Source organism: Massilia haematophila (assembly GCF_042647645.1).
In the GTDB taxonomy this organism is placed as follows: Bacteria; Pseudomonadota; Gammaproteobacteria; order Burkholderiales; family Burkholderiaceae_D; genus Telluria; species Telluria haematophila.
In genome coordinates, this window is record NZ_JBHRVV010000001.1 from 217,248 (window position 1) to 232,565 (window position 15,318).

Consider the following 15,318-nt stretch of genomic DNA (forward strand, 5'->3'; position numbering starts at 1 on the left):
GGAGTGAAAATGCAGATAAAACAAGCTTAATGTTTCGGCGTTGGATTTCTGCGGTGCAAACAAAAAAAGGATGTTTTTGGGAAAAAAGTTGCCTCTGTTCAATTTCTTGGTGAGGTAACATCAGTTCATCTCGATCGACACTTGTTCCAAGTGCCTGTCGCATGCAAGACCAGGCCGCTCTCCCGGGCGGCCTCCGGAAAGTCATCCCACGTCTCGGAGCATCATTCATGAAATTCAACCGACAGGGCCTGCTGCAGGCCCTCGCCCTGGCATCCCTGTGTGCGCTGTCGCTGAACGCGCGGGCCGACTGGGCCCAGTCGGCCGATCCGCTGGTTGTCCAGCCCGGGCCGACCAACAATGCCATCCAGGCCCAGAACCCGCCGGGCTTCACGTGGGCGCGCCACCCGACCGGGCCGGCCGCCTACGAAATCGAGATCACGCCCGTCGGCGGAACGCCGATCAAGGCCGTCGTCGAACGCAACTGGTACCTGCCGACGGAGGCCCTGCCATTGGGCAGCTATACCTGGCGCGTGCGCCCGATCAACGGCAGCGAATGGTCGACCGCGCGCAGCTTCCAGCTGGCCGCGCGCTCGACCGTCTTCGAAGTGCCCGACAACGACACCCTGCGCAAGCGCATCGCCGCCAAGCCGCGTCCGCGCGCGCTGCCGCCCTCGTTCACCCCCTACTCGACCTGGAGCGGCGGCAAGAAGGCCGATCTCGACCCCTACGTCAGCCGCATGACCAACGAGATCAAGCTGCAGATCAATGCGCTGCCGGTCCTGAACGACGCCCGCTGGCCGGTCGCGATCGCCACGCCCCTGACCGCCGCCATGGCCGCGCAGCAGACCGACATCCGCCAGCGCATCAACGAAGCGAGCCGCCAGCTCGAGGCCGCCGCGATCATGTGGCGCATGAAGCGCGACCCGATGTTCCTGAACGAAGCGCTGCGCAAGGGCGACCAGCTGGCCAGCCTGAATCCGAAAGGACCGACCAGCTACGCCAACCAGGACCAGGCCACGCGCCAGATCTCGGTGTCCCTGATCAAGGCCATCGACAGCCTGGCAGGCGACCTCGACGCGACCCGCAAGGCCAAGTGGCTCGAGACCGTGCGCGTGCGCACCGAGGAAATCTATAGCAACCTGGCCGGCGACAACGGCCGCCTGGACCAGTATCCGTTCGACTCGCACGGCAATACCAACCTGGTGTTCCTGGTCCTGATCTCCTCGCTGTCGCTGGGCGACATTCCCGAGGCGCAGAAATGGTTCGACTTCTCGTTCCGCGCCTACGCCAACGCGCCGTCGCCCTGGGCCGGCCCGGAAGGCGGTTTCGCCAATGGCACCGCCTATGCCGAATACGCGGCCGGCTACCTGGTGTCGCTGTGGGATCCGCTGACCCAGGCTACGGGCGTGAACTTCTACGCCAAGCCCTGGTCGCTGGGCTTCCTCGATTTCGCGATCCAGTTCACGCCGCCGGGCTCGAAGGTCCACGCCTTCGGCGACGGTTCCGAGACCAAGCCCGACACCCGCGTGTTCCACGCCTTCGGCTCGCGCATGGTCTCGCCGCGCGCCGCCTGGTACGTGGCCAAGCTCGGCGGCACCGAGGACACGCTGTCGCTGTTGCAGGCGCCTTACCCGATGCCGGTGGCCGACACCAAGGTCCAGCTGCCGCCGTCGAGCACGGCCTACTACCCGAGCACCGGCTGGGTCTCGATGCACAGCGATATCGGCTCCACCGCGCGCAGCTCGCTCTACTTCAAGTCCAGCCCCTACGGCTCCTTCAGCCACAGCCACGGCGACCAGAACGGCCTGCTGCTGTCGGTGGCCGGCCAGCCGCTGCTGGTCAAGGCCGGCTGGTACGACTGGTACGGCTCGCCCTACTGGACCGACTGGTACCACCAGACCCGCTCGCAGAACGCGATCACCTTCGACGGCGGCAAGGGGCAGCTGGTGAACGGCTACCGCGAGCAGTTGCAGCGCAACGGCAGGATCACCGCCTACGCGGCCCAGCCGAGCTACGACTATGCCGAAGGCGATGCGACCCCGTCCTACGGCGGCCAGCTGACGATGGCCAAGCGCCAGGTCTGGCACCTGCGCAATGCCGGCAATGCGATCCTGGTGCGCGACAGGCTGGCAGCAAGCGTGCCGCACACCTACGAGTTCAACCTGCACGCGCCGGTGATCATGACGGTGGAAAGCCCGAGCGCGGTGAAGATTGCCGTCAACGGCCAATCGGTCTGCGTGCGTTCGCTGAACGCGGACGCCAAGTTCGCCAAGTGGATCGGCCCCGGCGCCAAGCCGAACGTGGTCGAGGACCATGGCGCCTTCTACCTGCCGAACGACGGCAAGTCGGTCGCCGAGTTCCTGGTGCTGCTCGACGTCGGCTGCCAGCGTCCGGCCGTGCAGGTCGGCGCTTCCGGCACCGTTCGTACCGTCACTGTCGCCGGACAAACTGTCACGCTGAACTGAACGCAGGCCGGCTGCACCCCTGCGCTATATTGGCTGCGCCTTCCGGCGCGGCGGACGTCCCCGCGGCCGCGCGCTCCGGGGACGTTTGTTTTTGCTTGAACGTTTTGGCGCCGGCGCGCCGTCGTGGGGGGCAGCATGAGGCAGGTTTTCCTGATCCACGCGCACAAGGACCTCGAGCAGCTGAACGACCTGGTGGCGCAACTGTGCGACCCTGACTTCGCCGTCTACGTCCACCTCGACCGCAAGTGGCGGCTCGATACCAACCTGGTCCATCCACTGGCGCAGCAGGTCGAACCGCGCATCGACGTGCGCTGGGGCGGCTTCAGCCAGGTCCAGGCCATGCTCGGCTCCTTGCGCCGCGTGCTGGCCGCCGAACCCGACTTCGACAAGCTGGTGTTCCTCTCGGCCCAGGATTTTCCGGTGCTCTCGAACAGCGGTCTCAAGCGCGAGCTGGCCCGCCTCGAAGGGCGCGAGCTGATCGAGGCCGCGCCGGTCGGACCGCATGGCTGGCAGGTCGCTTTCCGCTACCAGTATTTCCACCGCGAGGGTGGCGGCCGCGCGGCGCGCTATGCCTGTGCGCTGCTGAACCGTGCGCTGCGCCTGGCCGGCCGCACGCGCCGCATGCCGGGTGCGCTCGCGCCCTGGGGCGGCTCGGCCTGGTGGAGCCTGTCGCGTGCCTGCATCGCCGAACTGCTGGCCGAATGCGACAGGCGGCCCGCGCTGCCGCGCTTCTTTCGCAGCGTGCTGTGCCCGGACGAGATGTTCTTCCACACCCTGTTGATGAATTCGCGTTTCCGCGACCGGGTGCTCGCCAATCATTTCCGCTACGTGCAGTGGCCGCAGGGCGGAGGGCGCAATCCGGCGGTGCTGACGGAAAGCGATGTCGAGCGGATTCTCGCGTCCGGCGCGCATTTCTGCCGCAAGCTCGACAGCGCCGCCAGCGCCGGACTGCGCGCGCAATTGCTGGCGCACCAGGCGCGCGAGGGCAGCGAAGGGCCGCGCGCTTCGGGTGTTCCGTAGCTTTCCTGTCCCAGCCGACGCCGCGCTTGATCGGGCTCAAACGCGCCGCCCGCGCGCTTGCCCGGCCGGGACGAGCGCCACCCCTGTACGCTAGTATCGATCGGCCACCAACTCGACGCTGACCCCATGCGCTCCACGCCGCTTTCCATCGCCTTTATCGTGCGCGACCCGCTCCCGCCGCGCCGCGCCGACGTGCTGACCCTGTTCGGCGCCGAGATGCAGCGCCACGGCGTGCACACCGAACTGGTGGGGCAGGCCGGCATGGATGCGCCCGTGCCCTGGAACGCAGGCGGCATGCACGTCGTCGGCAACCTGGGCAGCCGCTTTGCCGCCGTCTGCGCGCCGTTCTGGGACCTGCTCGGCCTGCTGCGCGCCTGGCGCCGCGCCCGCCCGGGCTGCATCCAGGTGCGCGACAAGGTCGCCAGCGCGGTCCTGGCCTGGCTGGCGGCGCGCTGCCTGGGCGTGCCCTTCGTCTACTGGATGTCCTTTCCCATCGTCGAAGGCTTCGAGGTGCGGCGCGACGCCCTGGCCGAGGGCGGCAAGAGCCTGCTGTGGCTGGCGCATGCGTTGCGCGCCCGCGCCTCGCGCCTGGCCGTCTACCGCCTGGTGCTGCCCAGGGCCGACCACGTCTTCGTGCAGAGCGAGGCCATGCGCGCCTGGCTGGCGGGGCAGGGCATCGCGCAGCAGCGCATGACGGCGGTGCCGATGGGCGTCGACGTCGACCTGTTCGAGCGCGCCGCGATCGTCCCGAGCGCGGATCCGCGGCTGGACGGGCGCCGCGTGGTCGTCTATCTCGGCAGCGTCGCGCAGTCGCGCCGCTCGGATTTCCTGCTCGAGGTCGCGGACCTGCTGCGTGCGCAGGTGCCCGAGGTGCTGCTGGTGATCGCGGGGGATGCGCCCTCGCCGGACGAAATGGCCTGGATGCGGCGCGAGATCGCCGGCCGCGGCCTGGGCCGGCACGTGCTGCTGACCGGCTGGCTGCCCCAGCGCGCAGCGCTTGGCTACGCGGTGCGCGCCGAGGTCGGGCTTTCGCCGATCCCACGCGGGCCGCTGTTCGACGTGTCCTCGCCGACCAAGCTGGTCGAATACCTGGCGCTCGGCATCCCGGGCGTGGCCAACGACATTCCCGACCAGGCCCAGGTCATCGAGGCGAGCGCGGCGGGGCTGTGCGTGCCGATGCAGGCGCAGGCCTTTGCCGCGGCCACGCTGCGCCTGCTCGCCGCCCCCGCGCTGGCGGCGCGCCTGGGCGAGCGCGGCCCGGGCTGGGTGCGGGCCCATCGCAGCTACGGCATCCTGGCGCGCCGCGTCGCCCGGGCCTACGGCGACATCTGTCCGCCATGTGGACCTATTCGGTGAAATACACGCTGCGTTCCGTCGGCCGCGAACTGCTGCGCGGCTTCTGGGGACGCTACCTGGTCTACCCGCGCCTGGCGGCGCGGGAACGCTCGCCAGGCCTGCTCAACGCCGCCATCGCGCGCCGCGCGCGCCGTATCGGCGTCGCGGTCGATGCCGACGGTACCCGCCTGCGCCGGCTCGACCCCGGCGCGCCCCTGCTCACCAAGGGCGAGCTGCAGCGCCACCCGGAGCGCTTCCTGCGCCCGCGCAGCCTCCAGACCCTGCTGCGCAGCACGATCCGCACCAGCGGCACCTCCGGCACCCCGCTGGCGCTGGTGCAGACGCTCGGCGCCGTGATCCGCGAAGAAGGCTTCGTCCAGCGCCAGCTGAGCTGGATCGGCTACCGCCACGGCCAGCGCCGCGCCTGGATCCGCGGCGACATCGTCTGCCCCGACCGCCCCAGGGATGGGCGCTACTGGTGCCACGACTGGTTCGGCAGGATCCTCATGATGTCCTCCTACCACCTGTCGAACGCCACCATGGGCGCCTACATCGGCGCGCTCGAACGCTACGACCCGGTGGTGATCCATGCATATCCGTCTTCGGTCGGCGCGCTCGCGGCCTGGCTGGTCGCGAACGGCCGGCGCTACCGCGGTGCGACGCTGCGCGGCGTGTTCACATCGTCCGAGACGCTCGAGCCCGACGTGCGCGGCGCCGTCGAGGCCGCCTTCGGCGTGCCCGTCTACGACTGGTACGGGCAGGCCGAGCGGGTGGTGGCGATCGGCACCTGCGAGCGCGGCAACTACCACGTGCTGACCGACTACGGCGGCGTCGAGCTGCTAGACCTGGACGACGGCAGCTGCGAGCTGGTCGGCACGACGCTGAACAACCCGGCCATGCCGCTGTCGCGCTACCGCACCGGAGACCGGGTGATTCCGGGCAGTGGCGCGCCCTGCGCCTGCGGCCGCGTGTTTCCCACGGTGAAGGCCGTGATCGGGCGCCAGGAACAGAGCGTGATCCTGCCGGACGGGCGCATCGTGGCCCGTCTCGACCGGATATTCCAGGGGCATGAACAGAGCCTGCTCGAAGGCCAGGTGTTGTATCGCGGCGACGGCCGCTTCCTGTTGCGCGTGGTCGCCACCGAGGCCTTCGGGGCCGCCGACGAAGCGGCCCTGATCGACAAGTTCCTCCTGCGCGTGCCGGGCGTGGAAGTGCAGGTGGAACGCGTGCCCGCGATTGCCCGCGGACCCAACGGCAAATATGAATTTATTGCATTTGAGATGTGAACCGTGCGCGGCAGGGGAAACAGTTGATGTATGATCGAAATATTGTGCCTTTACTAATAAACGTGAACCGCTTGTCCTTCACCAGATTGGCCAGATTGGCGTTCAAGCCTGCCGGAGCCCGCGCATGAAAGCGCGCGCGCCGCGCATCCTGATGGTCGGCACGGCCCTCGACGGGCACGGCGGGGTGGCGGCGGTGGTATCGGTGCTGCGCGCGAGCGGCCTGTTCGAGCGCGAGGCGGTGCGTTACGTGAGCACCCACCGCGAAGGCGGGGTGCCGGCCAAGCTCGGCCAGGCGGGCGCGGGCCTGTGCGCCACCATCGGCGCCTGCTTGCGGCAGCGGCCGGCCATCGTGCATGCGCACGCGTCCACCGGCGCCAGCTTCCTGCGCAAGTCGCTGGTGTTGCTGGTGGCGCGTGCCAGCGGCTGCAAGACCATCTTCCACCTGCACGGCGGCGCCTTTCGCCAGTACGCGCTGGAGCGCTCGGGCGCCCTGATGCGGCGCTGGATCCGCCACACCCTGGAGCGCAGTTCGCTCGTCATCGCCCTGTCCGACAGCTGGGCCGCCTTCCTGCGCGGTTTCGCGCCGAACGCGCGCGTGGCCGTGGTGCCGAACGCCGTGCCCCTGCCGTTGCTGCGCGAGGGCGCGGAGCCGGGACGCGTGCTCTTCCTCGGGCGCATCGAGGCGGCCAAGGGCATCCATGAGCTGATCGAGTCGGCCGCGCTGCTGGCGCCGCGTTTTCCGCAGCTGCGCCTGGTGCTGGGCGGCAGCGGCGACGTCGGGGCTGTCCGCCAGGCCGCCGCCGCGCGCGGCGTCCTGGATCGCATCGAACTGCCCGGCTGGCTCGACGCGCAGGCGCGCGACGCCGAACTGGCGCGCGCCCGCGTTTTCTGCCTGCCTTCGCATGCCGAGGGCTTGCCGATGGCCCTGCTGGAAGCGATGGCGGCCGGCAAGGCCGTGGTCGCCAGCGCGGTGGGCGGCATTCCCGAGCTGGTGCGGGACGGCGAGAACGGCCTGCTGGTGCCGCCGCACGACGGCGCCGCCCTGGCCGCGGCGCTGGCGCGCCTGCTCGGCGACCAGGGCCTGTGCCGGCAACTGGGCGCGCGCGCCCGCGCAACGGTGGAAACGGGTTATTCGACGCAGTCAGTCTGCGGCCGCCTGGCCGCGATCTACAACGATTTGGCGGGGACGCGATGAACGCAACAGTACGCATGGTTTGGCTGGTCAACCGGCTGCGCTGCATGTCGGTGGCCGAGATCGGATACCGGGTGCGCCAGGCAGCGAGCAGGAGGATGTCCCGCGGCGCGGCCCGACGTGCGGCGCCGGCGCCCTTGCCGCGTGCGCGCAGCTTCGACGTGCACGGCGCTCCCGCGCTCGACCCGCTCCAGATCGATGCCCTGCTGGCCGAGGCCGACCGCGTCTGCGCCGGCCACGTGGTGCTGTTCGCCGACCGCAGCTTCGACGTCGGCGTGCCGACCGTCTGGAACCGCGACCCCGACAGCGGCATCACCGGTCCCGCGGTCTTCGCCGGCGACATCGCCATCGACAACCAGGAGCTGGTGGGCGACATCAAGCACGTCTGGGAACTGAACCGCCACCTGCACCTGGTGCGCCTGGCCCAGGCCTGGAGCGTGTCCGGCGAAGTGCGCTGGCTGCATGCGCTCGAGCAGCAGCTGCGCAGCTGGCTCGACCAGTGTCCGCCGCTGCTCGGCCCGAACTGGACCAGCCCGCTGGAAATGGGCATCCGCCTGGTCAACTGGGCCCTGCTGTGGCAACTGGTCGGCGGCGAGGGCAGCAGCCTGTTCGCCGGCGAATCGGGCCAGCGCCTGCGCGCCGACTGGTTGGACAGCATCCACGCGCACTGCCGCACGATCGCACGCAACCTGTCGCGCCACTCCTCGGCCAACAACCACCTGATCGGGGAACTGACCGGCCTGTTCGTCGGGGCCTCGGTCTGGCCCTGCTGGAAGGAATCCGGCGCCTGGATGGAGCAGGCGCGGCGCGAACTGGAGCAGCAGGCGCGATTGCAGTATTCGCTCGACGGCGTGAACCGCGAGCAGGCCTTCGCCTACCACGTGTTCTCGGCCGAGTTCCTGTTCGTCGCCGGCCTGGCCGGCCAGGCCACCGGCGTGCCATTCTCGCGCAACTACTGGGGCGTGCTGCAGCGCGCGCTGCGCTTCCTGCGCTCGGTGCGCGACGTGGGCGGCCACCTGACCATGGTCGGCGACGCCGACGACGGCATCGTGTTCCGCCTGGACGCCGCCGGCAGCGACCGCGCCGCGCAACTGCTGGCGCTGGGCGACACCGTCTTCGGCGGCGCGCCCGACAAGCACCCCGGCGTACGCTGGCTGCTGCACGCGCTGCCCGGGCGCCGCCCGGACGCCGACACCCACGAGCCCGACACCGCCTGGGCCTTCCCGGACGGCGGCTATTTCCTGTTCGGCTCGCACTTCGGCGCGCCCGACGAGATCAAGGGCATGCTCGATTGCGGTCCGCTCGGCTACCTCGGGATCGCCGCCCACGGCCATGCCGACGCGCTGTCGATGACGCTGTCGGTGGCGGGCGAGGAAGTGCTGGTCGATCCCGGTACCTACTCCTACTGGCAGGACCAGAAGTGGCGCGACTACTTCCGCGGCACCTCGGCCCACAATACGGTGCGCATCGACGGGCGCGACCAGTCGGTCTCGGGCGGGCGCTTCATCTGGCTGCGCAAGGCGCGCGCCAGCATCGAGCGCATGCCGACGTCCCCCCACGAATTCGATTTCCGCGGCTCGCACGACGGCTATGCCCGCCTGTCCGACCCGGTGCGCCACGTGCGCAGCGTGCGCTTCGACGCCGCCAGCTCCACGCTCACGGTGCGCGACGAGGTCGCCGGCAAGAAGCCGCATCCGCTGGAACTGTTCTGGCATTTTGCGCCGGAACTGAACGTGCGCCTGACCAGCACCGGCCTGCACGTGCGCGGCAAGCGCTTCGCCCTGCAGATGCAGGCCAGCGGCGCCGACCTCAAGCTCGAGCTGGTGCGCGGCGCCGAAAATCCGCCGCTGGGCTGGTATTCGCGCTGCTACGAATCGAAGCAGCCATGCGACGTATTGCGTATCACGACCGTATCGTCCGCCGTTCCAGTCGAATGCAGGTTTACAATAACGTTTTTCTAACTAGTTTTAATAATTACTACAGTGCAGGATAGTCCAAACATGCTCATTTACCTGGTCGCGGGCGCAAGGCCCAATTTCATGAAGATCGCCCCGATCGTGCGTGCACTGCAGGCGCAGGACAAGCTGACGTTCAAGATCATCCACACCGGACAGCATTACGACCGCGAGATGAACGACGTGTTCTTCGAAGAACTCGGCATTCCCCAGCCGGACGTGTTCATGGCGGCCGGCGGCGGCAGCCATGCCCAGCAGACCGCGAAGATCATGGTCGGCTTCGAGGAACTGTGCGTGGCCGAGCGTCCGGCGGCCGTGCTGGTGGTCGGCGACGTCAATTCCACACTGGCCTGCTCGATCGTCGCCAAGAAACTCAATATCCCGGTGGCCCACGTCGAGGCCGGCCTGCGCAGCGGCGACATGTCCATGCCGGAAGAAATCAACCGCCTGGTCACCGACAGCATTTCGGACTGGTTCTTCGCCACCGAGCCGGCGGCGGTCGAGCACCTGCGCCGCGAGGGCAAGCCGGATTCGGCGGTACACTACGTCGGCCACGTGATGGTCGACAACGTGCTCTACCAGGCGGACAAACTGACCCGCGCCGACACCTCGGGCTTCGAAACCGCCGCCTTCAAGGCGCGCGTCCAGGAAAGCGGCGGCCGTTACGGCGTGGTCACCATGCACCGTCCGAGCAACGTCGACGAGCCGGAAACCTTTGCCCGCATTGCCGGCGCGCTGAAGGAGATCGCGGACGAATTGCCGCTGATCTTCCCGGTGCACCCGCGCACCCGCGCCAACATCGAGAAATTCGGCATCGACCTGGGCCCGAACGTCACCCTGGCCGGCCCGCAGGCCTACATGGCCTTCCTCAACCTGTGGAAGGACGCGGCCGTGGTGCTGACCGATTCCGGCGGCCTGCAGGAAGAAACGACGGCGCTGGGCGTGCCCTGCGTGACCATCCGCGAGAACACCGAGCGTCCGGTCACGGTGGAAGAGGGCTCGAACGTGCTGGCCGGCACCGATCCGCACAAGATCCTGCAGGAAGCGCGCAAGGTGCTGCGCGGCGAAGGCAAGCAGGGCCGCCGCCCGCAGCTGTGGGACGGCAAGGCGGCGGAACGCATCGTCGCGATCCTCGCTCGCGAACTCGACAAACCCGGCGAACGCGGCGCACTTGGATAAATTCCGATGAACGCTGCCATCACCATGATGGGCTGCAGGATCGACAACCTGTCGATGGGGGAAACCCTCGTTCGCATCGAGGAATTCATCCGCTCCGGCAAGCCCCATCAGCACGTGGTGGTCAACGTCGACAAGCTGGTCAAGGCCAGCCGCGACCCCGAGCTGCGCCGCATCGTCAACGACTGCGCCCTGGTCAACGCCGACGGCATGCCGGTGGTGTGGGCCTCGCGCCTGCTGGGCAAGCCCCTGAAGGAGCGGGTGGCCGGCGTCGACCTGTTCGAGGCCCTGATGCGCCGCGCCGGCGAGAAGGGCTGGCGCGTGTTCCTGCTGGGCGCGCGCGCGGACGTGGTGGCGCTTGTCGCCGACACCTACAGCCGGCGCTATCCGCAGCTGGCGATCGCCGGCTGGCGCGACGGCTACTGGAAGGCCGGCGAGGAAGCCAAGGTCGCCGAGCAGGTGCGCGCCAGCGGCGCCGACCTGCTGTTCGTGGCGATCAGCTCGCCGAAGAAGGAACAATTCCTCGGCCGCTGGCAGGCCGACATGCGGATTCCGTTCGCCATGGGGGTCGGCGGCACCTTCGACGTCGCGATCGGCCGCGTGAAGCGCGCGCCGCGCTGGATGCAGCGCGCGGGCCTGGAATGGTTCTACCGCTTCCTGCAGGAGCCGCGCCGCATGTTCCGGCGCTACTTCATCGACGACATGGCTTTCATCTGGCTGTTCATCAAGGAAGCGGCGGGACGCAAAGTTTAGGTTCTCCCGGAACCAAAAACATAGGGAAGTGCGGCCATAGAATGCCGCGAAAGACACGAGGGGGGACGGCGCTGCGCCGTCCTTGGAGCGCCGAGACAGGCGCGCATCAACAGTAAAGAGAGTAACGACAATGAAGATTCTGGTTACGGGCGGCGTGGGCTATATCGGTTCCCACACCGTCGTCGAGTTGCAAAATGCCGGGTACGACGTGGTCGTGGTCGACAATCTCTCGAATGCCCAGCGTTCCGTGCAGGAGCGCGTGCAGACAATCACCGGCAAGCCGTTCGAGCTGATCGAAGCCGACATCCGCGACCGCGCGGCCATGGAAGCGGCGTTTGCCAAGCACAAGGTGGACGCCGTCGTCCACTTCGCCGGCCTGAAAGCGGTCGGCGAATCGGTGGCCCAGCCGCTGCGCTACTACGACAACAACGTCTCCGGCAGCGTGGTGCTGTTCGAGACCATGGCCAAGTTCGGGGTCAAGACGCTGGTGTTCTCCTCGTCGGCGACCGTCTACGGCGATCCGGCCTCGGTGCCGATCCTGGAGGACTTCCCGCTGTCTGCGACCAATCCCTATGGCCGCAGCAAGCTGATGATCGAGGACATCCTGCGCGACCTGTTCAAGGCCGAGCCGGACTGGCGCATCGCACTGCTGCGCTACTTCAATCCGGTCGGCGCCCATGAAAGCGGCCTGATCGGCGAAGAACCTTCGGGCATTCCGAACAACCTGGTGCCCTACATCGCCCAGGTCGCCACCGGCCAGCGCGAGAAGCTGTCGGTGTTCGGCGGCGACTACCCGACCCCGGACGGCACCGGGATGCGCGACTACATCCACGTGGTCGACCTGTCGATCGGCCACGTCAAGACCCTGGAAAAGCTGGCGCAGGGGCCGGGTCTCCTGACCTACAACCTCGGCACCGGCCGCGGCAACAGCGTGCTGGAAATGGTGCGTGCCTTCGAGCAGGCCAGCGGCCGCGCTATCCCTTACCAGATCGTGGACCGCCGTCCGGGCGACATCGCCAAGTGCTATGCCGACCCGGCGCGTGCGCGCGAGGAACTGGGCTGGGTTGCCACGCGCGACGTCGCCCAGATGTGCGCCGACACTTGGCGCTACCAGAATTCCAATCATTAACGTAAACGTAACAGGGCCTTGAGAAACCGTAGCGAGCGGAAGGGCTGTTGGCCGAGAAGCGCAGTCGTACGAACATGTACGACGAGCATCGCAGGCCGACAGACCGACGCGCAGTAGGTTTATCAAGACCCCCACCAAAGGACGGTTCAATGAAAGCTATGATTCTCGCGGCAGGCAAGGGCACGCGCGTTCGCCCGCTCACGTACGACCTTCCGAAACCGATGATTCCACTTCTCGGCAAACCAGTGATGGCTTACCTGGTCGAACACCTGAAGAAGCACGGGATCACGGAAATCATGGTCAACGTCAGCTGGCTGCACGAAAAGATCGAAGAGTATTTCGGCGAGGGCGAGCAGTTCGGCGTCCAGATCGGCTATTCCTTCGAAGGTTACCTGAGGGATGACGGCACCGTCGTGCCTGAGCCGATCGGTTCGGCCGGCGGCATGAAGAAGATCCAGGAATTCGGCGGATTTTTCGACGACACCACGATCGTGCTGTGCGGCGACGCCCTGATCGACCTCGACCTGAAGGCCGCGTTGCTCGAGCACCGCAAGAAGGGCGCGATGGCATCGGTCATCACCAAGGAAGTCCCGTGGGACAAGGTGTCGTCCTATGGCGTGGTCGTGACCGACGAGGAAGGCCGCATCAAGCAGTTCCAGGAAAAGCCGAGCCAGGAAGAAGCGCTGTCGAACTACATCAGCACCGGCATCTACATCTTCGAGCCGGAAGTGATCGACCTGATTCCGGCCGGTGTGCCGTTCGACATCGGCTCCGAGCTGTTCCCGCTGCTGGCCGAGCGCGGCCTGCCGTTCTATGCCCAGCGCCGCCCGTTCAACTGGCTCGACATCGGCACCATGTCCGACTACTGGGAAGTGCTGCAGACCGTGCTCACGGGCGAGGTCAACCACATGGACGTGCCGGGCACCCAGATCGAGCCGGGCCTGTGGGTCGGGCTGAACACCAGCATCGACTGGAGCGGCGGCACCAGGATCGAAGGACCGGTCTACATCGGCTCCGGCGTGCGCATCGAAGCCGGCGCCCATATCGTCGGCCCGACCTGGATCGGGCACGGCAGCCACATCTGCGAAGGCGCGGAGATCGTGCGCAGCGTATTGTTTGAATATACTCGAGTGTTGCATGATGTAACATTGCATGAAATGATAGTTTTCAAGGAATACAGTGTCGACCGCGCAGGGGAGATGAAGCACGCTTCCGAATACAGCTCCGAAGAATGGCTGAATGCACGCGACCGCCGCCGCAGCAGCCGCAAAGAAATCGCAAGTCAGAAAAGTAACAACCTAGAGAAAGCGAACGCATGAAGATTTACCCAGTGATCCTCTCCGGCGGTGCCGGTACCCGCCTGTGGCCACTCTCGCGCGCGGTGCTGCCCAAGCAGCTGCTGCCGCTGGTGGCCGACAAGACCATGCTGCAGGAAACCGCGCTGCGTGTTTCCGGCCTGCCTGGCCTGATGGCGCCGCTCGTCGTCTGCGGCAACGATCACCGCTTCATGGTGGCCGAGCAGCTGCGCGCGGCCGGCATCACGCCCCTGGGGATCCTGCTCGAGCCGGTCGGCCGCAACACCGCGCCGGCCGTCGCCGCGGCGGCGCACTACCTGAAGTCCGTCGATCCGGAAGCGGTCATGCTGGTGCTGCCGGCCGACCACGTGATCGAGAACCGCGAAGCCTTCAAGGACGCGGTGCTGCGCGCCGCCGAGATGGTGAAGGGCGGCGGCCTGGCGACCTTCGGCATCGTGCCGAAGTCGCCCGAGACCGGCTACGGCTACATCCGCCGCGGCGCGGCGCTGGCGGCCCGTGACGATTGCTACCAGGTCGAGCGCTTCGTCGAGAAGCCGGACCTGGCAACCGCCCAGGCCTTCCTCGCCGACGGCGGCTACTACTGGAACAGCGGCATGTTCATGTTCGCCGCCGAGCGTTATCTCGCGGAGCTGGCCAAGTTTGCTCCGGAAATCGCCGCCGCCGCCGACAAGGCGGTCAACACCGGCTACCGCGACCTCGACTTCTGCCGCCTCGACGAAGCGGCCTTCACGGCCTGCCCGTCGGACTCGATCGACTACGCGGTCATGGAGCACACCCAGGACGCGGTCGTGGTGCCGGCCGACATCGGCTGGAGCGACGTCGGCTCGTGGTCGGCGCTGTGGGAAGTGCAGCAGCACGACGAGAACGGCAACGCCAAGCGCGGCGACGTCTACCTCGACGGCGTCAAGAATTCGCTGGTGCGCGCCGAGAGCCGCATCGTCGCCGTGGTCGGCGTCGAGGACATCGTCGTCGTCGAGACCCAGGACGCGGTGCTGGTCGCCCACAAGGACCAGGTCCAGCGCGTCAAGCAGGTGGTCGATCACCTGAAGTCGAAGGAGCGCACCGAGCACCTGCACCACACCCGCGTCTACCGCCCCTGGGGCCACTACGAGGGCATCGACGCGGGCGACCGCTTCCAGGTCAAGCGCATCACGGTCAAGCCGGGCGAGAAGCTGTCGCTGCAGATGCACCACCACCGTGCCGAGCACTGGGTAGTCGTTTCCGGCACCGCGCGCGTCACCTGCGGCGACAAGGTCAGCCTGCTGTCGGAAAACGAATCGACCTACATCCCGATCGGCATGAACCACCGCCTGGAAAACCCGGGCAAGCTGCCGCTGCACATCATCGAAGTGCAGTCGGGCAGCTACCTCGGCGAGGACGACATCGTCCGCTTCGAGGACATCTACAAGCGTTCGTAAGCACGCGCATTCGCAGGAATGGAAACGGGCCGCAAGGCCCGTTTTTTTGCGACTGCGGCGGGGCTGCTTTTCGTAGGGTGGGTTCTTGAACCCACGCGGTGCAACCGAGCTGTAGTCGTGGCGTGCCGGGTGTCGTTAACCGTGGCTCGACGCGATATCGGTGCCCCGCGAAATTGTGCGAGGCGCCGCCGCCGTACCGCGTGGGTTCAAGAACCCACCCTTCAAAACCCCGTCATCGTTCAGCGCAACATCCTTAAGTCAACAGTGTGAGAC

Annotated in this window: 11 protein-coding genes; all 11 read left to right on the forward strand. The window is 67.5% G+C overall.

From position 1 onward, the window contains the following. Positions 1-227: 227 nt before the first annotated feature. The 11 genes from ACFOPH_RS00975 to ACFOPH_RS01025 all read left to right on the forward strand — a co-directional run bounded on the left by ACFOPH_RS00975 (position 228) and on the right by ACFOPH_RS01025 (position 15,045). On the forward strand, positions 228-2,465 hold the full coding sequence (locus tag ACFOPH_RS00975; protein WP_379732900.1) for a DUF4962 domain-containing protein: 2,238 nt from the start codon (positions 228-230) through the stop codon (positions 2,463-2,465). Between the two features lie 135 nt (positions 2,466-2,600). After that, entirely contained in the window at positions 2,601-3,485 is an 885-nt protein-coding gene (locus tag ACFOPH_RS00980) for a beta-1,6-N-acetylglucosaminyltransferase (protein ID WP_312552343.1), read from the forward strand. Positions 3,486-3,611: 126 nt separating this feature from the next. Beyond that, positions 3,612-4,841: a glycosyltransferase gene (locus ACFOPH_RS00985; RefSeq protein WP_379732902.1), complete on the forward strand. Its 1,230-nt coding sequence runs from the start codon at positions 3,612-3,614 to the stop codon at positions 4,839-4,841. Then, positions 4,838-6,106, forward strand: coding sequence for a phenylacetate--CoA ligase family protein (locus tag ACFOPH_RS00990; RefSeq protein ID WP_379732904.1), 1,269 nt, complete (start codon positions 4,838-4,840; stop codon positions 6,104-6,106). Before ACFOPH_RS00985 ends, ACFOPH_RS00990 begins: the two co-directional genes overlap by 4 nt. A 124-nt stretch (positions 6,107-6,230) precedes the next feature. After that, positions 6,231-7,301 carry a glycosyltransferase family 4 protein gene (locus ACFOPH_RS00995; RefSeq protein WP_379732906.1) on the forward strand — a complete coding sequence of 357 codons (1,071 nt, stop codon included), beginning with the start codon at positions 6,231-6,233 and terminating at the stop codon, positions 7,299-7,301. Then, positions 7,298-9,259, forward strand: a complete 1,962-nt coding sequence (locus ACFOPH_RS01000; protein WP_379732908.1) for a heparinase II/III family protein — start codon at positions 7,298-7,300, stop codon at positions 9,257-9,259. The genes ACFOPH_RS00995 and ACFOPH_RS01000 overlap by 4 nt, the downstream gene beginning before the upstream one ends. Before the next feature lie 39 nt (positions 9,260-9,298). Continuing rightward, a complete protein-coding gene (gene wecB / locus ACFOPH_RS01005) occupies positions 9,299-10,432 on the forward strand; it encodes a non-hydrolyzing UDP-N-acetylglucosamine 2-epimerase (RefSeq protein WP_312550127.1) in 1,134 nt (377 codons plus the stop codon). A 6-nt stretch (positions 10,433-10,438) separates the two neighbouring features. Then, positions 10,439-11,182, forward strand: coding sequence for a WecB/TagA/CpsF family glycosyltransferase (locus ACFOPH_RS01010; RefSeq protein WP_312550128.1), 744 nt, complete (start codon positions 10,439-10,441; stop codon positions 11,180-11,182). A gap of 130 nt (positions 11,183-11,312) precedes the next feature. After that, complete coding sequence (galE, locus tag ACFOPH_RS01015) at positions 11,313-12,311, forward strand: UDP-glucose 4-epimerase GalE (protein WP_312550129.1); 999 nt, start codon at positions 11,313-11,315, stop codon at positions 12,309-12,311. A gap of 149 nt (positions 12,312-12,460) precedes the next feature. Beyond that, positions 12,461-13,630: an NDP-sugar synthase gene (locus ACFOPH_RS01020; protein WP_312550130.1), complete on the forward strand. Its 1,170-nt coding sequence runs from the start codon at positions 12,461-12,463 to the stop codon at positions 13,628-13,630. After that, on the forward strand, positions 13,627-15,045 hold the full coding sequence (locus ACFOPH_RS01025) for a mannose-1-phosphate guanylyltransferase/mannose-6-phosphate isomerase (RefSeq protein WP_312550131.1): 1,419 nt from the start codon (positions 13,627-13,629) through the stop codon (positions 15,043-15,045). The genes ACFOPH_RS01020 and ACFOPH_RS01025 overlap by 4 nt, the downstream gene beginning before the upstream one ends. Positions 15,046-15,318: the final 273 nt, after the last annotated feature.

Excerpts from the sequence above, each read along its gene's own strand:
- ACFOPH_RS00975 (WP_379732900.1), top strand. The coding sequence starts at position 228 with ATGAAATTCAACCGACAGGGCCTGCTGCAGGCCCTCGCCCTGGCATCC.
- ACFOPH_RS00980 (WP_312552343.1), top strand. The coding sequence starts at position 2,601 with ATGAGGCAGGTTTTCCTGATCCACGCGCACAAGGACCTCGAGCAGCTG.
- ACFOPH_RS00985 (WP_379732902.1), top strand. The coding sequence starts at position 3,612 with ATGCGCTCCACGCCGCTTTCCATCGCCTTTATCGTGCGCGACCCGCTC.
- ACFOPH_RS00995 (WP_379732906.1), top strand. The coding sequence starts at position 6,231 with ATGAAAGCGCGCGCGCCGCGCATCCTGATGGTCGGCACGGCCCTCGAC.
- ACFOPH_RS01000 (WP_379732908.1), top strand. The coding sequence starts at position 7,298 with ATGAACGCAACAGTACGCATGGTTTGGCTGGTCAACCGGCTGCGCTGC.
- wecB (WP_312550127.1), top strand. The coding sequence starts at position 9,299 with ATGCTCATTTACCTGGTCGCGGGCGCAAGGCCCAATTTCATGAAGATC.
- ACFOPH_RS01010 (WP_312550128.1), top strand. The coding sequence starts at position 10,439 with ATGAACGCTGCCATCACCATGATGGGCTGCAGGATCGACAACCTGTCG.
- galE (WP_312550129.1), top strand. The coding sequence starts at position 11,313 with ATGAAGATTCTGGTTACGGGCGGCGTGGGCTATATCGGTTCCCACACC.
- ACFOPH_RS01020 (WP_312550130.1), top strand. The coding sequence starts at position 12,461 with ATGAAAGCTATGATTCTCGCGGCAGGCAAGGGCACGCGCGTTCGCCCG.
- ACFOPH_RS01025 (WP_312550131.1), top strand. The coding sequence starts at position 13,627 with ATGAAGATTTACCCAGTGATCCTCTCCGGCGGTGCCGGTACCCGCCTG.